The organism is Pedobacter sp. SG908 (assembly GCF_011759615.1).
In the GTDB taxonomy this organism is placed as follows: Bacteria; Bacteroidota; Bacteroidia; order Sphingobacteriales; family Sphingobacteriaceae; genus Pedobacter; species Pedobacter riviphilus.
Map to the genome: position 1 here is coordinate 134,766 of NZ_JAAOYY010000002.1, position 22,635 is coordinate 157,400.

16 protein-coding genes are annotated in these 22,635 nt (G+C 39.1%); 9 read left to right on the plus strand and 7 right to left on the minus strand.

What is annotated here, in order from left to right:
* Positions 1–8: 8 nt before the first annotated feature.
* From FHT21_RS15580 to FHT21_RS15595, 4 genes are all read left to right on the plus strand, one after another.
* On the plus strand, positions 9–2,813 hold the full coding sequence (locus tag FHT21_RS15580; protein WP_167295708.1) for an outer membrane beta-barrel family protein: 2,805 nt from the start codon (positions 9–11) through the stop codon (positions 2,811–2,813).
* Positions 2,814–2,818: 5 nt separating this feature from the next.
* Positions 2,819–3,601, plus strand: coding sequence for a GLPGLI family protein (locus FHT21_RS15585; RefSeq protein ID WP_167295709.1), 783 nt, complete (start codon positions 2,819–2,821; stop codon positions 3,599–3,601).
* Positions 3,602–3,656: 55 nt separating this feature from the next.
* Positions 3,657–4,226 (plus strand): Crp/Fnr family transcriptional regulator, encoded by a 570-nt coding sequence (locus tag FHT21_RS15590; RefSeq protein ID WP_167295710.1) that lies wholly within the window; start codon positions 3,657–3,659, stop codon positions 4,224–4,226.
* 115 nt (positions 4,227–4,341) lie between these two features.
* A complete protein-coding gene (locus tag FHT21_RS15595; RefSeq protein ID WP_167295711.1) occupies positions 4,342–4,776 on the plus strand; it encodes a carboxymuconolactone decarboxylase family protein in 435 nt (144 codons plus the stop codon).
* Positions 4,777–4,888: 112 nt separating this feature from the next.
* Here the strand turns inward: FHT21_RS15595 and FHT21_RS15600 are convergent, their stop codons facing one another.
* On the minus strand, positions 4,889–6,073 hold the full coding sequence (locus FHT21_RS15600; protein ID WP_167295712.1) for a class I SAM-dependent rRNA methyltransferase: 1,185 nt from the start codon (positions 6,071–6,073) through the stop codon (positions 4,889–4,891).
* A 137-nt stretch (positions 6,074–6,210) separates the two neighbouring features.
* Entirely contained in the window at positions 6,211–7,227 is a 1,017-nt protein-coding gene (locus FHT21_RS15605) for a LacI family DNA-binding transcriptional regulator (protein ID WP_167295713.1), read from the minus strand.
* A 263-nt stretch (positions 7,228–7,490) separates the two neighbouring features.
* Between FHT21_RS15605 and FHT21_RS15610 the strand changes: the two genes are divergently transcribed.
* From FHT21_RS15610 to FHT21_RS15630, 5 genes are all read left to right on the plus strand, one after another.
* Complete coding sequence (locus FHT21_RS15610; protein WP_167295714.1) at positions 7,491–10,712, plus strand: TonB-dependent receptor; 3,222 nt, start codon at positions 7,491–7,493, stop codon at positions 10,710–10,712.
* 12 nt (positions 10,713–10,724) lie between these two features.
* On the plus strand, positions 10,725–12,566 hold the full coding sequence (locus FHT21_RS15615; RefSeq protein ID WP_167295715.1) for a RagB/SusD family nutrient uptake outer membrane protein: 1,842 nt from the start codon (positions 10,725–10,727) through the stop codon (positions 12,564–12,566).
* 20 nt (positions 12,567–12,586) lie between these two features.
* Complete coding sequence (locus FHT21_RS15620; protein WP_167295716.1) at positions 12,587–14,233, plus strand: fibronectin type III domain-containing protein; 1,647 nt, start codon at positions 12,587–12,589, stop codon at positions 14,231–14,233.
* 81 nt (positions 14,234–14,314) lie between these two features.
* Positions 14,315–15,337 (plus strand): pectinesterase family protein, encoded by a 1,023-nt coding sequence (locus tag FHT21_RS15625; RefSeq protein WP_167295717.1) that lies wholly within the window; start codon positions 14,315–14,317, stop codon positions 15,335–15,337.
* A gap of 8 nt (positions 15,338–15,345) precedes the next feature.
* The gene (locus tag FHT21_RS15630; protein WP_167295718.1) at positions 15,346–16,086 is read left to right on the plus strand and encodes a rhamnogalacturonan acetylesterase; all 741 of its coding nucleotides are present in this window, start codon (positions 15,346–15,348) and stop codon (positions 16,084–16,086) included.
* Between the two features lie 124 nt (positions 16,087–16,210).
* Here the strand turns inward: FHT21_RS15630 and FHT21_RS15635 are convergent, their stop codons facing one another.
* From FHT21_RS15635 to uxaC, 5 genes are all read right to left on the minus strand, one after another.
* Entirely contained in the window at positions 16,211–17,836 is a 1,626-nt protein-coding gene (locus FHT21_RS15635; protein ID WP_167295719.1) for an NADP-dependent glyceraldehyde-3-phosphate dehydrogenase, read from the minus strand.
* 112 nt (positions 17,837–17,948) lie between these two features.
* A complete protein-coding gene (locus FHT21_RS15640; protein WP_167295720.1) occupies positions 17,949–19,388 on the minus strand; it encodes an MFS transporter in 1,440 nt (479 codons plus the stop codon).
* A 20-nt stretch (positions 19,389–19,408) separates the two neighbouring features.
* Positions 19,409–20,071: a bifunctional 4-hydroxy-2-oxoglutarate aldolase/2-dehydro-3-deoxy-phosphogluconate aldolase gene (locus FHT21_RS15645; protein ID WP_208398967.1), complete on the minus strand. Its 663-nt coding sequence runs from the start codon at positions 20,069–20,071 to the stop codon at positions 19,409–19,411.
* Positions 20,064–21,119 carry a sugar kinase gene (locus FHT21_RS15650; RefSeq protein ID WP_167295721.1) on the minus strand — a complete coding sequence of 352 codons (1,056 nt, stop codon included), beginning with the start codon at positions 21,117–21,119 and terminating at the stop codon, positions 20,064–20,066. Before FHT21_RS15650 ends, FHT21_RS15645 begins: the two co-directional genes overlap by 8 nt.
* Before the next feature lie 114 nt (positions 21,120–21,233).
* Positions 21,234–22,634, minus strand: coding sequence for a glucuronate isomerase (uxaC, locus tag FHT21_RS15655; RefSeq protein ID WP_167295722.1), 1,401 nt, complete (start codon positions 22,632–22,634; stop codon positions 21,234–21,236).
* Position 22,635: the final 1 nt, after the last annotated feature.

The window sequence follows — 22,635 nt, forward strand, 5'->3', positions numbered from 1 at the left end:
TCCTATCTATGAAACGCCTACTACTCTCGCTGTGCTTTTTTATTTTTATCACAACTTATTCCAAGGCGCAGGGTCTACACACGATTAAAGGCCGAACGATTGATACAGCATCGACAACGCTTTTATCAGGAACATCTATTGCCGTTTTAAATGCAAAAGATTCTACTTTGGTAAAATTTACCCGTGCAGCAGAAAATGGCTCATTCGAACTTACTGGCATTAAAAATGGAAAGTTTATCTTATTGGTTTCTTATCCTAAGTATGCAGATTTTGTAGATCATTTTACGCTCGATTCTACCACTCAGGTTAAAGATTATGGAAAAATTAATCTTACCGGGATGGCCAAAATTCTTGCCGATGTAATTATTAAAGGGAACAGAACAGCCATAAAAATTAAAGGTGATACCACAGAGTTTGATCCGAAAGCATATAATATCGAACCTAATTCGAAGGTAGAAGATTTAATTAAACAGTTTCCAGGTTTTCAGATAGATAAGGATGGGAAAATTACAGCTCAAGGCAAAAGTGTCCCAAAGGTATTGGTAGATGGTGAAGAATTTTTTGGTGATGACCCCACGCTGGTAACCAAAAATCTTCGGGCTGATATGGTAGAATCTGTTCAACTTTATGATAAAGCCAGCGATCAAGCTAGTTTTACCGGCATTGATGATGGCGAAAAAACTAAAACACTTAACATTAAACTAAAAGAAGATAAAAAGAACGGCTATTTCGGTAAAGTACAAGGTGGTTATGGCACGAAAGATTTTTATCAGGGTCAGGCCATGTTTAATAAATTTTGGGGCAAAAAGAAATTTTCGGCCTACGGCATTTTAGGCAACAATGGTACAGTAGGCTTAGGTTGGGATGATAGGGATAAATATGGGGGCTCTGGTGGCCTGACGATGAGTGATGATGGTGGAATGTATTTTAGTAGTGGCGGCGATGATTTTGAAAGTTATGACGGACAATATAATGGTGAGGGTATACCCGTAGCGAGAACTGGCGGCCTGCATTTTGATAACAAATGGAATAAGGATAAAGAATCGTTTAATACGAATTATAAAATTGGATCGATCAGGGTTCAGGGTAATAGAAACTCAATAAGTCAGAACAATTTGGAATCGGGCGTACAGAACAGCACATCTGATGAATCATTCGACAAAGACATGTTCAGGCAAAAGCTTGATGCAATGTATGAGCTAAAAATCGATACGACTTTAACCATGAAAGTTAATGTTGATGGCGCATTGAAAAAAAGTAACACCTCAAGCCATTTTGAAACCAAAACCCTTGGTAAAAATGATAAATTCCTAAATTCATCAAACAGAACGCTAAGCAATGAGGTGGATGATCAAAGTTTTAACATGAACGTTTTATTCACCAAAAAACTGAAGAAAAAAGGGCGCACATTATCATTAAACTTAAATCAATCAATCAACAAAAGTAACAGTGAAGGATACTTAAACTCACTTAATAAAAGAGCGGATACAGTTGGAACAGATACAATAAACATCCATACTAACCAATTAAAAGCTAACAATATTACAAATAGTGCCTTTAGGTTAAATGCGGCGTATACGGAACCTCTTTCAAAAACTTTAACTGTAATTATTAACTATGGGCTAAGTTTAATGAACGGAAAATCAGATCGTTTATCTTTTAACCAATCAGGAAGTGGCAGATATGATATTTTAGATACGCTTTACAGTAACAACTTCGAGCTGAACCAAACCATTAACCAGGCAGGTGCAATTTTCAATTATAAAAAAGGTAAAACTGTTATTAATTTTGGATCGAAGTTTAGTGACGTAAATTTTAAGCAGAATGATATTTACCACAATAAAACCTATGTAAGAAACTTTATTAATTATATGCCGCAAGCATCTTATCAATATCGTTTTTCTCAGCAAAAATCATTACGGATTAATTACAACGGCAATACCAATCAGCCTTCACTCGATCAACTACAGCCAGTTAGGGTAAATAATGATCCATTTAATGTCGTGGAAGGAAATCAAGATTTAAGACCCTCGTTTAGAAGCAATGTTAGTGCGAGTTATAGCGCTTACAAAGTTTTAACCGATCAATCGGTTTGGTTAAATGCTTCTTACAGCTTTACTGCAAATCCAATTATTAGCGATGTAACCACTGATGGTGTTGGTAAAAGTACCTATCGGTACATCAATTATAATGATAGAATGCAAACAAATTTCTATTTATATGGACAAGTAAGCAGGAAAATAAATGCGCTTGGTGAAATAAATGTTGGTTTAAATGCAAACGCAAGTGGAAGTTCTGCTTACAACTTTATTACTACCAATTTAGGCAGGACCTTAAATAACACTAAAAACTATAGTTATAGCGGGGGCATCAATTTTTCGAAGTATAAAGATAAAAGTTATAGTTTTTATACCCGCTTTGGCCCCTCGTTCAATATAGCGAGAACAAGTGTTGGCAGCAATAGTGATGGATGGGGATGGAGCGGCTATGCTTCAGGTAATACCCAATTACCTGGCAAATTTGAAATATCAACAGATGCAGAATATCAATACAATGGAAAAACACAGGTACTTAAAGAAAGCTTTGAGCGTCTTATCTGGAATGCATCGATTAGCAAAAAATTCTTTAAATCGGAAAATTTAAGATTCTCGGCAACTGTAAATGATATTTTAAATCAGAATATTGGTTTTAATCGTTCGGCATATAATACCATGATTAGTCAAAGCAGTTATACTACCATCAGGAGATATTTAATATTCTCTGTATCATGGGATTTTAGCAAAATGGGCGGCGGTATTAAAACACAAAAATAATTATCATGAAAACTACACTAAAATATATCGTCTTATTTGCTGTTATTTTCATCAGCAACGATCTTTTCGCCCAAAATATACACTTCATAAAAAATGGTGTGATCGAATTTGAGAAAAAGTCTAATATATATGCTATAATCAAAAAGAAAATCAATAAAGATAACGAAAGTTATATGGTGCCTGCTTTCGATCAGTACAAAAAGAACAATCCTCAATTTAAGGTTGCTAAAAGTATTTTAAGCTTTAATAGCGATAAGAGTTTATATAAATGGCCAGCTGTAGATGAAACTCTAAATCCAAGCTGGGCGGCGAGAGACGCTCTTGTTGATCTAAAAAATACCATCGCCACTGATTATACGGCCAATACAAGTATTTCGCAAAAAGCGGTTTATGAAGATACCTACCTCGTTAAAGACAGTTTGCGTAAGATTAATTGGAAAATTACCGACGAAACACGAGAAATTGCAGGTTACGAATGTCGTAGGGCAAATGCCATTATTATGGATTCGATTTACGTAGTGGCTTATTACTCAAACCAGATTGCAGTTTCTGGCGGACCAGAATCTTTTACCGGATTACCAGGGATGATTTTAGGTTTGGCATTGCCACATCAAAATATCACCTGGTTTGCTACCAAAGTAACAGAGGTTACTGTTCCAGAAAAAGATCTAACCCCACCAACTAAAGGAAAACCCATCGATAACAAAGGTTTAACACAGAAAATAACGTCAGCTTTAAAAAATTATGGCCCCGAAGCGCTATCGGAGTTAAAGGCTTTTACATTTTAAAGGTGTATATCCATTTTTATAATTATGCCTATTTTAGCTAATCAATAGTACAGCAATGGGTAGCGCACTTTATAGGCACATTAATAAATTTATAGATTTGAGTAACGATGAGCAGGAAATTCTTGCCCCGTTTCTCAAATCTTTTTCCGTTAAAAAGAAGGCTTTTTTATTAGCACAAGGACAAACCTGCAGAGCGAATTATTTTGTAGTAAAAGGCTGTTTAAGGCTTTATTTTATTGACATAAAGGGCGCTGAACAAACCACTCAATTTGCAATCGAAAACTGGTGGATTACCGATCTAACCAGCTTTCTTTTTCAGGAACAATCCGAATTTTATATCCAGGCGGCAGAAGCCACCGAGGTGATTGCCATTGAGCATCATCATTATGATGAAATGTTCCATAAATTACCCAAGCTGGAACGGTATTTTAGGTTGATTCTGCAAAAAAACCACCAGGCATCGCAAAGAAGGATAAAATTCCTGTATAGCCAAACCGCTGAAGAAAGATATCGTCATTTTAATAGTTTATTCCCTGAATTTGTACAGCGTGTGCCACAGTATATGCTGGCTTCTTACCTCGGCTTCACCCCCGAATTTCTGAGTAAAATCAGGGCTAAAAAGTAACTCTTCATTATTCGCTTTTTTTAAGTTACGAATCAACATTTCATTTCTTAAACTACATTAAGTTTTTTGATGGTTAAGTTGCAGACCTTTACATCGTAATCAAAAAACAAATAAAATGGAAAATAGAATCAACATCCAAAAAGTAGAACCTGCAGCTTACCAAGCCATGTATGGTTTAGAGAAATATTTATCAACCAGCAAACTAGATCCAATTCTTTTAGAACTGATTAAAATGCGTGCATCACAAATTAACGGCTGTGCATTTTGCTTAAATATGCACTCAACCGATGCCCGCAAAATAGGTGAAACCGAACAGCGTTTGTATTTATTAAATGCCTGGAGAGAAACAACTTTATTTACACCGCAAGAAGAAGCTGTTTTAGCTTTAACAGAAGAAGTAACCTTAATTAGCCACCATGTTTCTGATGCAACTTATCAAAAAGCCGCAAGCTTTTTCAACGAACAGGAATTAGCGCAGATTATTATGGCTATAGTTACCATTAATGCCTGGAATAGACTTGCTATTACCGCTAAAGTAATGGTTGGCTAACCAAATGCTGATTTCAACTTATCACAAAGACACGAGAACACCTGGTTAACATTCAAAATAACTTCGTGTTTTGGTGTCTTTATGTTTTAAAATAGATTAGTAAGTGATAAATTTATAGTACCCTTAACAACAAACCTTTTAAGTACTCTCCTTCTGGAAAAGAAATTCGAACGGGATGATCTTCCGGTTGGCAGAATTGTTTAATAATCTGAACTTCCTTGCCTGCATCAAGCGCAGCCCAGGCAATTATCTGTTTAAAGGTTTCAATATCAACTGCACCCGAGCAAGAGAAAGTAGCCAATAAGCCTCCTTTTTCTAGCAATAGCATACCTAAACGATTTAAATCTTTATAGGCTCTTGCCGCGCGGTCTAATGCCGAACGCGATGGTGCATATTTAGGTGGGTCGAGCACAATCACATCAAACAACTCTCCTGATTCTTTGAAAGCCCGGAGTTGTTTGTTTACATCTGATTGTATCGCTGTTACTTTAGCCGCATCGAATTTGTTTAAGGCTACGTTCTGCTTTAATGTTTCAACCGCCAAACCCGAACTATCAACGCTGGTAACACTAGCGGCATCATTAGCCAGGCTATTCAAGCTAAAACCACCACTATAACTAAAACAGTCTAAAACTTTTTTACCTTTTGTATAACTGGCTAAAATCCTTCGGTTATCACGCTGGTCGCAATAAAAACCAGATTTTTGTCCTTCAGCAATATTGATATTATAAATAATTCCATTTTCTTTTACCTCTAAAAGTTCTGGAGGATTTTCGCCCCAAAGTAATCCATTTTCAATGGGTAAACCTTCGTGGGTACGGGCGGTTGCATCACTTTTATCAAAAATTCCTTTTGGATTTAATTCGGTTTTTAAAATTTCTACAATTTCTGCTTTCACTTTTTCGATTCCAGAACTTAGAATCTGTAACGATAGAAAATCGGCATACTGATCGACAATTAAACCTGGCAGGAAATCGGCTTCACTAAACACTAAACGACAGGTATTGGTCTGCTCGTTTAAAATAAACTGACGTGAAGCAATAGCCTGTTTTAACCGGTTTTGATACCAGCTGGTATCAATAGTTTGTGTTTCGTCCCACTCTAATAAACGAACGGCAACACGCGAATTGCTGTTGAAATATCCATAGGCCAGAAATTCATGATCAAAAGCAAAAACTTTTACTACATCACCATCTTCAGGTTTTCCTTTAACTTTTTCTAATGCGCCAGAAAATACCCATGGATGTCTTTGTAGTGCCGCTTTTTCTTTGCCCTTTTTTAATGTAATTTCTACCATGGTGCAAAGGTAATAATTAGTTTGGAGAGTAGCGTTCGGCGCCTAGCGATAAGCGTTTCATACGAAGCGCGTATCAGAACGTCTGTTAAATCGGAGTGCTTATTTGGATGTAGCGTTAAACGCTTAGTGCTGGGCGCTTACTGCTTTGCCATCTTAACCAGTTCCGTATCCAAAACCTTGGTTTCAAACTCAGTTACAGGCCTTTTAGCCTCGATCATCGAAATCAATAATTCTGTGGCCACCTGTCCCATTTCGAATGCAGGCTGTTTAACTGAGGTTAAGGATGGCGAAAACAGTTCGACTAGATTAGAATTGGTAAAGCCCGCTATCGCAATTTTATGTGCCACTTCAGGATTGGTTTTCTTTAGGGCCATAATACAGCCTGTGGTTAAGCGGTCGCTCGAGATAAAAATCCCATCGGGCTTAAGCGGCAAAAGTTCTTTCACCGCTTCTTCAAGTTCTGCGCTGTGCATACCGCCATGCTGGCAATATTTCACCAGTTCGGGTCTAAATTCGATATGATATTTAACCAAAGCCGCTTTATAACCTTTTAACCTTTCTTTCGTTATCGAAAGGTTTTCGGAATTCGTTAAATGGGCAATGGTTCTTTTTCCTGATAAAATAAGATGTTCTGTAGCATCAAAAGAACCCTTAAAATTATTGGCAATCACTTTATGGGTTTCAAAATCTTCGGGCACCCGATCAAAAAACACAATTGGTAAGCCCTTGGCGTATAAATCTCTTAAATAATCGATGTCCTGAGTTTCTGAAGAAAGCGCAATTAATAAACCATCAATAGAACGCGATGCCAAGTGTTCTACGTTTAGCTTTTCCTGCTTGTACGACTCGTGGCTTTGAGAAATAATAACATGATAATCTTTATCGTAAGCAATTGATTCAATGCCATTTATAACCTGTGAAAAAAAGTTATTGGCAATTTCACTTGCAATAATGCCGATAGAATAGCTACGGCGCTCCTTTAAACTTCTGGCGATTGGATTAGCACGGTAATTAACCTTTTCGGCATAAGCCAAAACCAATTTTTTAGTTTCCTCACTAATTTCGTAACGATCTCTTAAGGCACGGGAAACCGTAGAGGTAGACAGCCCTAATGCTTTAGCAATATCTTTTATGGTAGATGTTTCAAATCTCATTTTTCGTATTGCGTACAAGTTACAAAAAATATCTCTTTAAGGGGATTCACTCACCAATATTAATAAACGTTAAACTAACGTTTTTGGGAACGTTTGCACAGTTTTTTAGTTAAAATTAGTTTCAAACGGTTTTTAGTTTGTAAAATTGTTACCTCAACGTAACCAAATATAAACAAACAATAACATTCCGAAATAGAATTATATTCTATCTGCAAGCGGTTGCAGCATCTTAAAATAACCAAATCACTTCAAATAAATAATTTATGAGCAGAGTTCTACTCTTTTTAGCATTTTTCTCTTTTTTTGGATTATCTGTCGCTCAAGCACAAAACAGACAATTAACAGGAACTGTAAAGGATAAAGCCGACGGGCAGGTACTGGTAGGCGTTAGCGTAAACGTTAAAGATACTAAAATTGCAGCCAGTACCGATGCAAACGGAACCTATAAAATCAATATTCCATCCAATGGTGCCACGGTAACGTTTACTTATGTAGGTTACAAAACCAGGAACGTCACTGTAACCAGCCAAACAAAAGTTGATGTTAGCCTGGAAGAAGATGCAAACAACCTTCAGGAGGTAACTGTAAATGTGGGTTATGGAACGGTTTCAAGGGATAAACTTTCTTCTGCAGTATCAAGTGTAACAGCTAAAGATCTGGCCGATTTCCCGGTAAGCACTGCTGCACAGGCACTGGCAGGGAAACTTGCTGGCGTTTCGGTAACCACAACCGAAGGATCTCCGGGTGCAGAAATCGAGGTTAAAGTAAGAGGCGGAGGTTCATTAACCCAAAGTAATGCCCCGCTTTATATCGTAGATGGGGTTCAGCTGGATAATGCGCTATCGTTGTTATCTCCAAACGAGATCCAATCAATAGATGTATTGAAAGATATTGCTTCGACAGCCATTTATGGTGCGCGTGCGGCTAATGGTGTAGTTATTATTACTACAAAAGGTGGTAAAGAAATGAAAACTGCTGTTTCTTTTGATGCTTATGCAGGTGCAAGGCAGATTGTTAACGAACTATCGGTAATGAATCCTTATGATTACGTTTCTTACCAATACCAACTTTATAATTACAACACTTCGCAGGATGTAAAAGATGCATTTACCAAACGTTATGGCACTTTTGAAGATCTCGACATCTATAAAAATATCCAAAATATAGATTGGCAGGACAAAGTTTTTGGTCGTCAGGCTTTTTCGAATACGCAGGTGGTAAACTTAGCGGGCGGAACCAAAGCCACCACTTTCAATTTTACTGCAAATAATACGCAAGAAGATGGGATTATGCTAAACTCGGGCTATAGACGCACTTTTGCTTCATTTCGTTTCGACCATAAAATTTCCGATAAATTCCGTACGGGCATCAACCTGCGTTACAGCCGTCAGCGAATAGATGGCGTAGGTACTTCGAGCTCTGGATCGCAAGGAACCAACCGTTTACGCAACTCGGTACGTTACCAACCTTACAATGGCGCAGGCGATTCTGGCGATCAATTTGATGCCGATTATGGTGCAACTTTATTAACCAATCCGATTACCTTGGCTAATCAGGAGCTTAAATACGATTACCGAAACGATTTTATCAGCAGCGCCTATTTAAGCTACCAGATCTTAAAAAACCTAAGCTTTAAAAGTACGCTTGGTTTAAACTTTAGCGATCGTAAAACGAATACCTTTAACGGTCCTTTAAGCGGTGTAGCCCGCAATGCAGCGGGTTTACCAGTTGTGGTTTTGGCCAATTCGAGCACTAAAACTCTAACCAATTCCAATACGCTTAATTACCGGCCAAATCTGGGTGGCAAACACGAACTTGATATTTTGATCGGTCAGGAGATCAACCAATCAGATAATAACCAGAACAGCACTACGGTTAAATATTTCCCGGTTAACATTACTGCCGAAGAAGCTTTTGGAAACATTCAGAAAGCCAGCCCCGGCACCGGACAGGTTCAGGATGCACCAACAACTGGCGTAAGCGGATTCAGGTTATTTTCTTATTTCGGAAGGGCCACTTATACTTTCGATAACAAATACATTTTAACCGCTTTGGTAAGGCGCGATGGTTCTTCGCTATTTGCTGCAAATAACCGCTGGGGGACTTTCCCATCAGCACAATTTGCATGGAGGGCTTCAGAAGAGGGCTTTATTAAAAATGCACAGTTGAACTGGTTGGATAATTTAAAAATCAGGGCGAGTTATGGTTCTGCAGGTAACAACAGGATAGACCCAGATTTATACAAGACGTTGTTTTACACCAATTCGGTAAGTGCCGGTTATGCGGCGAGTGATGCATCCATTACTCCAGGACTTGCCACAATAGCCCTAGCCAATCCTTCGTTAAAATGGGAAACTACCATTTCATTAAACTTTGGTGTTGATTTCAGCTTATTCAAAAACCGTTTATCGGGATCAATTGATGTGTATCAAAACCACGTGAAAAACCTGATCCTAAACGCTGATATCCCATCAATTTTGGGAAATGCATTTCAGCTTCAGAATGTCGGTTCTACACAAAACAGAGGGCTTGAATTGCAATTAACAGGTTCGATCGTTAAAACCAAAGATTTTACTTACAACAGCAGCTTTAACATCGCTTTCAACAGGAATAAAGTTTTGGGTCTTGCATCAGGCGTTACAGCGGTTAAAGCTGCTTCGGGCTGGGTAAATAATTTAGATGATTTCTATGTTGAAGTGGGTAAACCCGTTGGACAGTTTTATGGCTATGTTTCAAACGGTTTTTATACCCTTGATGATTTCGATCGCGCTACTTACGAATCGACAAACAGATGGGTTTTAAAACCTGGCGTAACGGATAATGCAGCTATTATCGGTAAAGCAACTGTAGCGCCGGGCGATATGAAATTACTAAAAACCACCAACACGGCCAGTAATACAATTACCGTTGATGACAGAACCGTTTTAGGTAATGCACAACCGAAATTTACCGGCGGTTTAAATCAGCAATTTGCTTACAAAGGTTTTGATATGAGCATTTTTGTTAACTTCTCGGTTGGCGGAAAAGAATACAATGCCAATAAAGTTGAGTTTACTTCTCAATATAATGTTAAAGACAATAACCTGTTATCGACAATGAACGACAGGTGGAAATGGTACAATACAAATGGTGCTTTAATTGCCAATTGGGATCAGCTTGCTGCTGCCAACGCCGATACGAAAATCTGGACACCCGTTACCAATAACTATTTCTTAACCTCGTACAGTATCGAAGATGCTTCCTATTTAAGGATCACGAATGTTACCCTGGGTTATTCGCTACCTCAAAAACTATTGGCAAGAACCAAAGTAATTAACAAAGTCCGCTTTTATGCTACTGTAAACAACCTTTATACCATTACCGGTTATACTGGTTACGACCCGGAAGCGAGTACGCGCAGAGGCAATCCATTAACGCCGGGCGTAGATTATGCAGCCTATCCGCGTAGCCGTTACATTTTGGCAGGCTTAAATGTTACCTTTTAATTTGAACTGATCATGAACAAAGCATATTTAAAATATAAATTATTGGTGGTGCTGTTAGCTGTAATGGCATTTACCTCGTGCAAAAAATACCTTGATGTAACTTCGCCATCAACCACTTCGCCCGAATCGGCTTTTGGAAGTACATCAAACACCAATGCCGTATTAATTGGGGTTTACAATAAACTATGTGGCGACAATGGCTATGGCAACCGCTTATCGGCACTTTTTCCTCAAATGGCCGACGACTTTAGAACGTCCGGAAATTATACCAACGGATCAGACCGCAGGGGAATAAGCATGTATGCCGCAACACCGGATAATTCCGATTTATATAACCCTTGGTTGCAGTTATACAGCGGAATTTCGAGGGCTAATTATGCCATTAAATATATTCCGCTTTCGCAATTGTACACAAACGGATCGGATGCCGAAAAAGCAGAAATGAAACGTTATTATGGTGAGGCTTTAGCATTAAGGGCGCAGTTTTATGCAGAATTATTGCGTAATTGGGGTGATGTACCAGCATATTTTGATGCGCCTACCGATGTGGAGGATGTATATATTCCAAATGTTAATCGCGATGAAACCTATAACCGTATTATTGCTGATTTAAAAATAGCTGAGGACCTGGTGCCATGGAGAAGTGAATTGCCAAGTTATGGCGATTTCCGTTTTACCAAAGGTGCTATTAAGGGGTTAAGAGCAAGAATTGCCCTAGCAAGGGGAGGTTATTCTTTCCGCGCTACTGAAAATGCAATGGTGAGAAGAGCCGATTACCTTGATTTTTATAAAATAGCTAAAGATGAATGTCTTGACATTATGAATCACAGGGGCGATCATAGCTTAAATCCGAATTTCGAAAATGTTTTTAAAACACTGCACACCACCACCCGTTATGATGATGCCCACGAGCTGATGTTGGAAGTTGGTGCTTTTGGCACCAATGCTTCTACTGATAGTAAAATCGGTTATTACGACGGTCTGGTTTTTGCCGCCGGTTCGTCTTATGCTTCGCAGCAGGCAGGTGGAGGGGTAAATGCCATACCAACTTATTTTTACGAATTCGATCAAATTAAAGATTGCCGCAGAGATGTAACTATTGGTTCGTATCAAATTAATGCTTCTTCATTAAAAGTCCCTGTTCTTCCTACCTCACAAACCAATTCTAAATTCCGCAAATCGTGGACAGCATTTAACAATGCCAGTACTTCTCAAAATTTCTCGATCAACTGGCCGATTCTTCGTTTTGCTGATGTGCTGTTAATGTATGCAGAGGCTGATAACGAAATTAATGGCGCACCATCGGCGGCGGCTATATCAGCACTGCAAGAAGTCCAAAAACGTGCCTATGCGGGTTTCGAAACACAAATTCCAGTCACACCTATGGATAAAACAGGTTTTTTTGATGCTATTGTTAAAGAGCGTTTGTTAGAATTTGGTGGCGAGGGCATCCGCAAATATGATTTAATCAGATGGAATCTTTTACAAATAAAACTTGAAGAAACAAGAGCGAAACTAAGGTTGTTTATGACCAATAGCGGAACTTTTGCCAGTATACCAAAAACGGTTTACTACATTGCATCTGCTTACAATTTATCGCCAAGTGTTACCGAAGTAGCCACAATCAATTTTTATGGCGGCAATGCAAATATCGCATTATTCCAGCCCACAACGGCAACTTCTACACCAACAGGTTATACTTCTCTGGCATGGTCTACCAACATTACTGAAGATGTAATTACCAGTGCAGCGAAAGGTGTTGCCCCAGGTTATGTTCCGGCAAAATCACTGTTCCCATTTCCGGCAACAGCACTTATCCAGAACCCAAAAATTAAACAAAATCCTAGTTATTAACTGCTTTTTAGGTATTAATCATGAAAAAATACATTAACCATTTGGTTCTTAAAATCACTTTCCTTTTAGGAATAGTGATTTCCATTTCAGCCTGTAAGAAAGATGATCAGCCAACAGAAGCTGCGCGCTCTTTTAAACCTAGTGATGTTAAAGTTAGCGCATCTGCAATTTCTGCAAAACTAACTTGGACGGCACCATTAATGTCTACAGGGAAAGCATTAAAATACAGTATCGATTTTTCTACCGACTCGCTCTTCTCTAGCATAAAATATTCCACCACATCCGATACCACCGGCATTTCGGTAACCGAAGACAATTTAGCTGTCAGAACAAAATATTTTGCAAGGGTAAAAGCGAATGCAACTGAAACACAGCCGGAATCTAAATACCTTGTAAGCTCATCGTTTCAATTAACAGGGATCCAGTTATTTTTACCAGTTAGGGATTCGGAGATCAAAGAAACCGGCATTACCCTGCGATATGCCCCGACAGTTGGTCTTACATCTATCGTATTAACACCTTCAACTGGAAATACAATAACAGCCACTTTAAGTACAGGAGATGCAACTGCAGGATTAAAAGCCATTACCGGTTTAACTGCAGGGATTAAATACAGTGCAGAGTTGTTCGCTGGCACTAAGAGCAAAGGCATCACTACTTTTACTACCCAAATGCCTACCAGCTACACTACTGTAATTTCTGCTACCGACGATCTGGCAGCTACCATTGCCGCAGCAGCAAACGGTGCAGTGATCGGCTTAAACCCGGGCACCTATAATTTAACTGCGGCAACAACATTTATTACGCAAAAAACCATCACCCTAAAATCGACATCCGGCACCGCTACAGATACAAAAATCAACTATAAAGAATTCGATTTAGAAGGCACAGGAGCTGGTTTAACGTTATCCGGATTAGAACTTGATGGTACAATAGGAGCTTCGCCTTATTTTATCAACCTAATTGGCTCGCAAACCAATGTTGGTGCAGCCGCAACTTTCACCAACATTATAGTTGATAACTGTATTGCACATGGCTCTACTACCGCGTTTTTGCGGGGAGACAGGGGTGCTGCGGTGAAAGATTTTAAAATTACAGGTATTACTGTTAATAACTCTATTGTTTACGATATGGGGGCAAATGGAACATCAACATATTATACCTTTAACATTACCAAGTTGCAGTTTAATACGCTTACGGTATCGAAATCTACTTTTTACAATTGTGGTCCTGGCCTGGTAATTAGTTCAACACCTTTTATTGCTGATCAAACACCAACCGTTTTGATCAGTTATTCTACCTTCAATGCATTTGGCGGAAGCAGTAAATATGCCTTGTTGGATGCAGCTACCAATCCGATCAATTTCAGCATCCAGAACAGCATTTTGGCCAATACACCAAAATCTGGAACGGTTAATGCAGCAGCCATAAGGGGTACAGGAGCGGGGAGTTCGATTACCATTTCGAATACCAATTATTTTAACCTGAACAGTGCGTTAACAGCAGGCACAGCCTTAACATTCAGCGCGGCAACCCTAAGTGTAACACAACAGCAAAACTTAGGCTGGACAGCAACAACCACCGATTTTACCCTGCCAGTAGGCTCAACGTTGAGAACCTCGAGCACTACCGGAACGGCAATCGGCGATCCACGCTGGGCTTTTTAACAACAACGTTTATTTTACGAAGGGCAGGTTTTAATCTGCCCTTTTTTAATGAAATTTATATCGCAGTTCTAATTGATCATTATGACAAGAATTCCTTATTTCAAGATCATTACGCTAATTTTTATTAATGCTTTTTCCATTCTTTATCTCCATGCCCAGGACCCTAAATACCCATCAACAATAACCGTTTCAAAAGATGGCAATGCAAACTATAAAACCATTCAGGAAGCGGTAAATTCGGTTAGAGATTTAGGCGAGCAAGAAGTCAAAATATATGTTAAAAACGGCATTTATAAGGAAAAACTAATTATCCCGTCTTGGAAAATTAAAATTACCATTATTGGCGAAAGTGCAGAAAATACTATCATCACCAACGATGATTACTCGGGTAAAGCCAACCCAACGGAAAAAGATGCTTTTGGCAATGCGAAATTCAGCACCTATACCTCATTTACGGTACTGATTCAGGGCAATGACATCCACTTCGAAAATTTAACCGTTATCAATTCATCTGGACGCGTTGGCCAGGCTGTTGCGCTGCATGTAGAAGGTGATCGTTTCATAGCAAAAAACTGCAGGTTTCTGGGTAATCAGGATACGCTTTATGCTGCTATCGAAAATAGCCGTCAATACTTTCGAAACTGTTATATAGAAGGCACAACCGATTTTATTTTTGGCAAGGCAACGGTAGTCTTTCAAAATTGTACCATCAAAAGTTTAAGCGATTCTTACATCACTGCAGCTTCAACTTCTGCGCAACAGAAATTCGGATTTGTTTTTCTAAATTGTAAGCTCATTGCTGATACTGCTGTAACGAAATCGTATTTAGGCAGGCCATGGAGACCCTATGCAAAAACGGCATTCTTAAACTGTGAAATTGGGAAACACATTTTGCCTGACGGTTGGAATGCCTGGAAAGGCGATAAAATGTTCCCAGATAAGGAATTAACGGCTTTTTATGCTGAATATAAGAATAAAGGTGCTGGTGCATCGACCAAAACAAGATTACCCTGGACTAAACAGCTCACTGATAAAGAGGCTAAAAATTATACTTTAAAAAATATACTAGGTGGGCCAGATCGATGGAATCCACTCACAAATTAACTGAATAGATGAAAACGAATTTCCTTAAGATTTTTGCGGCAGGAGCCTTAGCTGTTTTATTCTCTTTTACTTTTGTTCAAAAGAAAACAAAGCTGTACATCATCGGCGACTCTACCGCGGCCAATAAAGAAGAAAAAGCATATCCGGAAACGGGTTGGGGCATGGCTTTACAAGCTTATTTTAAACCTGATGTTACGGTTGATAACCGAGCTTTAAATGGCAGGAGTACCAAATCGTTCAGAGCGGAGAAGCGTTGGGACCCCATTTTAGCGCAGTTAAATCCAGGTGATTATGTTTTTATAGAATTTGGACATAATGATGAAAAAGTTGATAAACCTACGGTTGGTGTTTCACTGGCTGATTTTAAAATCAATTTGGTGAATTATGTAAAAGAAACCAGAAGCAAAAAAGCTTTCCCGGTTTTATTGACGCCTATTTCGCGTAGAAGTTTTAAGAATGGTGTATTAATTGATTCGCATGACGATTATCCACGCATTACCCGGCACGTGGCCGATTCGTTAAATGTTCCTCTGATTGATATGCTGGTAAAAACGGAAAGTTTGTTAAACCGCCTGGGTGAAGAGCCATCCATCAAATTATTCAATTATGTTGATTCAGGAAATGTAAACTATCCAAATGGCAAGAAAGACAACACGCATTTAAGTCCAGAAGGTGCTAAACAAATTGCAGGTTTGGCAGTGAAAGGGATTAAAGAGTTGAAATTGAGTTTGGTGAAGAGTTTGAAGTAAGTTTTCCGTCATTGCTTCGTGCCTCGCAATGACGATTCACTCTATCATGCGGCATTAGAAAACAAAAAAGCCGCAAATTCAGAGATAGTAATCTGTGAATCTGCGGCTTAGTCTTATAATCTAATTAAAAAATATACTTCGTACTTAAAAAATTCGAATCATCTCCTTTAACAATTTCGTTCAATAACTTTTTATTATCATCTGTAAATTTGGTTGCCACCAAAGAACGGATCGAGAACGAACGCAATGCATCCACTACAGAAAGTGTTCCTTCAGCACTGTCTTTGCGTCCTGTAAATGGAAAGGCATCTGGTCCACGTTGACATTGGCAATTGATATTTACGCGACTCACCTGGTTAACTAAAGGATCTATCAATGATGAAATTACCGCAGCGTTGTTGCTAAAAATACTCACTTGTTGGCCGTGCGGCGAACCGATTAAATATTCGATAGGTTCTTCCAGATCATCAAACGGAACAACAGGAACAATCGGGCCAAACTGCTCTTCGCGGTAGAGTTTCATATTGCTGTTTACCGGGTAAACAATGGCTGGATAAACAAAAGTTTCTAAAGTCTGTCCACCATTTTTGTTTACTACTTTAGCGCCGTGCGAAACTGCATCATCAATACATTCTTTTAAGTATTCAGGTTTGTTCAGCTCTGGCAGCGGTGTAAGGTTTACACCTTTCTCCCAAGGCATACCAAATTTCAGTTTTTCTACTTCTGCAGATAACCGTTTTAAAAATTCCTGCGCTAAACTGCGGTGCACATAAACGATCTTAATAGCTGTACAACGTTGTCCGTTAAAAGAAAGTGATCCTAAAACAGTTTCAGAAACCGCCAGATCAAGATCTGCATCTTTAGTAATGATCGCTGCATTTTTGGCATCCAAGCCCAAAATTGCCCTTAAACGGTTTACTTTAGGATGCAGTTTTTTAAGTTCGTTGGCCACCTTGCTCGATCCGATTAAGGTAAGTACATTAATTTTTCCCGATTTCATTAAACCTGGAACAATTGTATTACCACGTCCGTAAATCGTATTTACTACACCCTTAGGAAAGCTGGAACGGAACGCCCCCAATAAAGGGTAATGTAATAAAGTACCATGTTTAGGTGGTTTGAATAAAAGCGTATTGCCCATAATCAAAGCTGGGATCAAGGTGGTAAAAGTCTCGTTTAAAGGATAATTGAACGGGCCCATACAAAGCACCACCCCAAGCGGAGAACGACGCACCTGGGCCACAATACCCTGTTCTATTTCGAAACGTGATGACTGCCTGTCGATATCTTTCAGTGCATCGATGGTTGCGTAGATATATTCAACTGTACGGTCGAACTCTTTAACAGAATCGGCATAAGATTTTCCGATTTCCCACATAATGAGTTTGGCAACAATTTCTTTTTGCTCAATCATTTTATGAGTAAAATTTTCTACACAGGCAATGCGGTCGGCAACGCTCATGGTTGGCCATTGTCCGCGACCGTTGTCATAAGCGGCTACGGCGGCATCCAAAGCTTCTGTCGATTCTTTTTCTGTACATACCGGGAAACTACCGATACGCTTTCGTTTCAAACCCTCAGGGGTTTTTACGCATACTGGAGAAAAGACTTCATTAAACGGTCCGTTCCACGGTTTCATCTCTCCATTTGATAGAAACTCCTTTTGATTGATTTCTTCCGTGAGCCTAAATTCATCTGGAATCTGGCTCTCTTCAACGAAAATACTTTCGAGGTTTAGCGTTGTACTCAATTTTAAGTTGTTGTTAGGGTTAAATTAATGTTAAATCTATAGTTTAAGTATAGATTCGTTTGTATAAAAAGGCTGATGGTTCAGAAAGCTTTCCTTAACATCAGCCTTTGGTTTATTTTAGTTCGATTACTTTATATTTTGGCACTAGGGTTTTCATTACCGTCCAACCGATTAAATAACATACCGCACAGATGGAAAAGATAATGAAATAACCGGCCTCCTCACCCTTAAAACCCATAAAAACAATCTCGTTTTTGCCCGTGTAATCGAACAGCAAACCAGAGCCTTTATTAATGATGAAAGAGCCTAAACCGCCCGCCATACCACCAATACCGGTAATGGTAGCAATGGCTTTTTTAGGAAACATATCGCCTACGGTTGAAAATATATTTGCCGACCACGCCTGATGGGCTGCACCTGCAATACCGATAATAATTACCGGAATCCAATAGGTAATATGGCCTAAAGGCTGTGCGGCCAAAGCCAAAAGTGGGAAAAATGCAAAAATCAACATCGCCCTCATACGGCCTTCGTAAGGATTCATACCTTTTTTATCAACGAAATAGGTTGGTAACCATCCTCCGATAATCGAAAGCAGGGTAATCACGTAAAGTACAAATAGTGGTAATGCACTTTGTGTAGAATCCATACCATAAACCGATTTTAGGTAGGCAGGAGTCCAGAATAAAAAGAACCACCACACGCCATCGGTCATAAATTTACCAAAGGCAAAAGCCCAGGTCTGTTTATATTTAAAGCAATCGATAAAAGAAACTTTTTCTTTAGTCTCTTCTACATAATCAGCCAGTTTACGATCATTGATCACATCCTGCTGAATATAAGCCAACTCTTCAGGGCTAACTCTTTTATGCAACTCTGGTTTGTTATACACAAACACCCATAATCCCATCCATATAAAACCCAGTGCACCGATAATGATGAATGACATTTCCCATCCATAAGCTTTTGCAATAAAAGGAATGGTAATCGGTGCAGCTAGTGCACCTACAGTAGCTCCTGCATTAAAAATACTGGTTGCAAATGCCCTGTCTTTTTTAGGGAAATACTCTGCTGTGGCTTTAATCGCTGCGGGAAAATTTCCTGCCTCTCCAACAGCCAATACAAAACGGGCAAAAATAAACAGGGTAACACTTACCGAAACAATTAACCCGGTATCGTTAACACGGGCAATAACTTCTTTGGCACCCTCAAATCCTACAAACCAGTTTCCATTGATGATCCCAGCTGTGGCGATACCACAGAAGGCGTGTAAACAGGCTCCAACAGACCAAACGCCTATTGCCCATAAAAAGCCTTTTTTGGTATCTAGTTTATCAACCAAACGACCTGCAAAAAGCATCGATATTGCATAGAAAATAGAGAATAGGGCCGTAATATTTCCATAATCATTGTTATCCCAATGAAATTCTGGTTTAATAAAATCTGTCCAGGTTAACGAAAGTACCTGTCTATCTAAATAATTTATGGTCGTGGCTAGAAATAACAGCAAACATATGGTCCATCTGTATTTGCTTGTTTTGGGTTGGTTCATTTGGTTAGGGTGTGTTAAATTTATTTGCTCTGCTGAATTAAGTCAAGCGCTAATTTTGTATTGTCGAATAACTCCTCGTAAAGACCTTTGCTCATCACGTCTTTACTGATTAATTTGCTGCCCATACCTACGGCACAAACGCCTGATTTAAACCAGGTTTTTAGGTTGTCGGCATTAATTTCTACACCACCAGTTGGCATAAACAGCTGTCCGGCGAAAAGATCTTTAATGGATGAAATAAATTCAGGGCCTAAAATGTTGGCAGGAAAAATTTTGATCAGCATGGCTTTGTGCTCTTGTGCGATGCTGATTTCGGTCGGCGTCATACAACCGGGGATCCAAAGCATACCGATTTTGTTTGCAATTTCGGCAACTGCCGGATTTATAATAGGTGCCACAATAAAATCTGTTCCGGCTTCTATAAATGCATTTGCATCAGCAGGGGTTTTAATTGTTCCAATACCTAGATAAAGATCGGGCATTTCTGCATCACGGATTTCTTTTAACTTTTTAAAGTTCGACAGCGCCGATTTACCACGGTTGGTATATTCGAAAACACGAACACCGGCTTTATACAAAGTGCGTAATATTTCTACGCTACCCGATTCGCTATCCTGATAAAAAAGGGGTAACATGCCTTGTTCTAAAATGGCATCTAAAATTTTGTGCTTGTTGCTAATCATTGCGTATTATTCTTTTTTCTATATCGGCTACCGTACTGGTTGTAGCATCACTTGGAATGTATAATTTATCGTATGCTGCTGCTGTGGCAAAATTCAAAGTTTCTTTTGCAGACAGTTGGTTGTAAAAGCCGAAAATCAAGCCAGCCATAAAACAGTCGCCACTACCTACTTTATCTAAAATTTCTTCAGAAACATATTCTTCAGAAACGGTTAATTCATCAGCGGTATAAATGGCAGTATAGTACCTGATGCCTTTGCCATGATCGAACCTAAAGGTATTTGCAACCGCTTTACATGCCGGAAACAAACTTAATATTTCTTTAGAAGTATCTGTTGCCTGTTGCAGTAACGTTTCCTTTGCATAACCCTCAGTTGGTGTTAAATCTTCGTGAAGTGCAGTGCCCAACATTTTATTGGCTGCCCAAACATTGCCCATAATCAGCGTGCAATATTGAGCCAGCTCAGGTAAAACATCAATCGGATCTTTACCATATTTCCAAAGTTTGGCGCGATAGTTTAAATCAAGCGAAATGGTGATATTTTTTGCACTTGCCGCTTTTAAAGCTTCTAAGCAAACATCAGCAATAGATTGATTTATTGCCGGACATATGGCGCTAAAATGAAACCAGCCAACACCATCGAAAACTTTATCCCAGTCAATCTGTCCAACTTTTAAATCAGCATAGGCAGAATTTGCTCTATCGTAAATTACACCTGCATTTTTAAGGTCCTTCCCTTTCGGAAGATAGTATAAACCCAAACGTTCGCCATGATAAACCATAGGGGTGGTATCGATGTTTCGGGCATCAAGATAATCTACAATTTCGCGCGCTACCGAATTATCGGGCACAGCCGATAAGTAAGTTGAAGGAACATTCCAAAGTGCCAGTGCCGTTGCTACATTCAGCTCTGCACCGCCAACATAAAACGGAAGTTTATTTTCTTTTAACCAAGCACCATCCATATCAGGGCAGATGCGTAAAAGTATTTCACCAAAGCTTAAAACTTTTTTTCCTTTTTTTGATGAAGCGAATATTTGGGTGCTCATTTTTGTATCTAATCGGCGTATTTCATGCTGTTTTCTGCAACGGTATGAAAGTGGAAGGAAAACGATTGAAATGATTTGATTTCAACGAAATACCTCTTTAAAGCCCTATTTTGGTTAAAATTTAAAGTAATTTTTTGCGTTAAAGTACGAAATATCCTGAACAATTTTGCCAACCCACTCCAAGTCGTTCGGCAATTCGCCATTCTCGATGTCTTCTCCAAACAGGTTGCAAACAATTCGTCTGAAATATTCGTGGCGCGGAAAAGAAAGAAAACTGCGCGAATCGGTAAGCATACCCACCAAACGGCTTAAAAGCCCCATATTGGATAATGCGTTTAACTGTTTAATCATACCGTCTTTCTGATCCAAAAACCACCAGGCTGAACCGAATTGCACTTTACCAGCAACTGAACCATCGTTAAAGTTACCGATCATAGTGGCAATTAATTCGTTATCGGCTGGGTTTAGGTTGTAAATAATGGTTTTGGCCAATTTATCCTGATTATCTAAACGGTTCAAGAATTTAGAAAGCATACGGGCCTGGCTAAAATCACCGATTGAATCCCAACCAGTATCAGGCCCTAATTGCCTTAACATCCGGGCATTGTTGTTGCGCAGTGCACCTAAATGATATTGTTGTACCCAGCCTTTTTCATGATCCCACTCTGCAAAATAAACCAGCATGGCCGATTTAAATTTCAGGTTTTCCTCGTAAGAAATATGTTGTTTACTGCGGATTTTGTCAAAGATTGATGCGATTTCAGCTTCGGTATAATCTTCAGCATAAATTTGCTCTAAGCCATGGTCAGAAACTGAACAGCCATTTGCGGCAAAGTAATCATGACGGCTTTTTAAAGCATCAATATAATCCTGAAAGCTGCTGATTGTTTTATCTGCAACACTTTCCAATTTGTCGATATACTCGTTTAAACCTTCAATATCATCGCTATTCATCGCTTTATCCGGGCGGAAAGCTGGCAACATTTTTAAGCTAGCGCCTTCTCTTGCCAATTGCTGGTGGAAGTTTAAACTATCCAAAGGATCATCGGTAGTACAAACGGCTTCAACATTCATTTTAGCCAGCAAACCGCGTACAGAATATTCAGGTGTTTGTAATTTAGCAGAACATTCGTCGAAAATTTTCTGAGCCGTTTTACCTGAAAGTAAATCAGTTATACCAAAATAGCGTTGAAGTTCCAGATGTGTCCAGTGGTATAAAGGATTGCGCAGGGTGTAAGGAACGGTTTCTGCCCATTTCTCAAATTTCTCATAATCAGATCCTACACCGGTGATGTATTTTTCATCAACACCGTTGGCACGCATGGCTCTCCATTTGTAATGATCGCCAGCAAGCCAAACCTGGCTGATATTGGCAAATTGAGTATTATTGGCAATCTGCTCTGGTATAAGGTGATTATGGTAGTCGATAATCGGCAACGATTTTGCAAAATTGTGATAAAGCTTTTCAGCAGTCTTGCTTTGCAAAAGAAAATTTTCGTCTAAAAAAGATTTCATG

Coding starts and splice junctions, on each gene's coding strand:
- FHT21_RS15580 (WP_167295708.1), top strand. CDS start 9: ATGAAACGCCTACTACTCTCGCTGTGCTTTTTTATTTTTATCACAACT.
- FHT21_RS15585 (WP_167295709.1), top strand. CDS start 2,819: ATGAAAACTACACTAAAATATATCGTCTTATTTGCTGTTATTTTCATC.
- FHT21_RS15590 (WP_167295710.1), top strand. CDS start 3,657: ATGGGTAGCGCACTTTATAGGCACATTAATAAATTTATAGATTTGAGT.
- FHT21_RS15595 (WP_167295711.1), top strand. CDS start 4,342: ATGGAAAATAGAATCAACATCCAAAAAGTAGAACCTGCAGCTTACCAA.
- FHT21_RS15600 (WP_167295712.1), bottom strand. CDS start 6,073: ATGGTAGAAATTACATTAAAAAAGGGCAAAGAAAAAGCGGCACTACAA.
- FHT21_RS15605 (WP_167295713.1), bottom strand. CDS start 7,227: ATGAGATTTGAAACATCTACCATAAAAGATATTGCTAAAGCATTAGGG.
- FHT21_RS15610 (WP_167295714.1), top strand. CDS start 7,491: ATGAGCAGAGTTCTACTCTTTTTAGCATTTTTCTCTTTTTTTGGATTA.
- FHT21_RS15615 (WP_167295715.1), top strand. CDS start 10,725: ATGAACAAAGCATATTTAAAATATAAATTATTGGTGGTGCTGTTAGCT.
- FHT21_RS15620 (WP_167295716.1), top strand. CDS start 12,587: ATGAAAAAATACATTAACCATTTGGTTCTTAAAATCACTTTCCTTTTA.
- FHT21_RS15625 (WP_167295717.1), top strand. CDS start 14,315: ATGACAAGAATTCCTTATTTCAAGATCATTACGCTAATTTTTATTAAT.
- FHT21_RS15630 (WP_167295718.1), top strand. CDS start 15,346: ATGAAAACGAATTTCCTTAAGATTTTTGCGGCAGGAGCCTTAGCTGTT.
- FHT21_RS15640 (WP_167295720.1), bottom strand. CDS start 19,388: ATGAACCAACCCAAAACAAGCAAATACAGATGGACCATATGTTTGCTG.
- FHT21_RS15645 (WP_208398967.1), bottom strand. CDS start 20,071: ATGATTAGCAACAAGCACAAAATTTTAGATGCCATTTTAGAACAAGGC.
- FHT21_RS15650 (WP_167295721.1), bottom strand. CDS start 21,119: ATGAGCACCCAAATATTCGCTTCATCAAAAAAAGGAAAAAAAGTTTTA.
- uxaC (WP_167295722.1), bottom strand. CDS start 22,634: ATGAAATCTTTTTTAGACGAAAATTTTCTTTTGCAAAGCAAGACTGCT.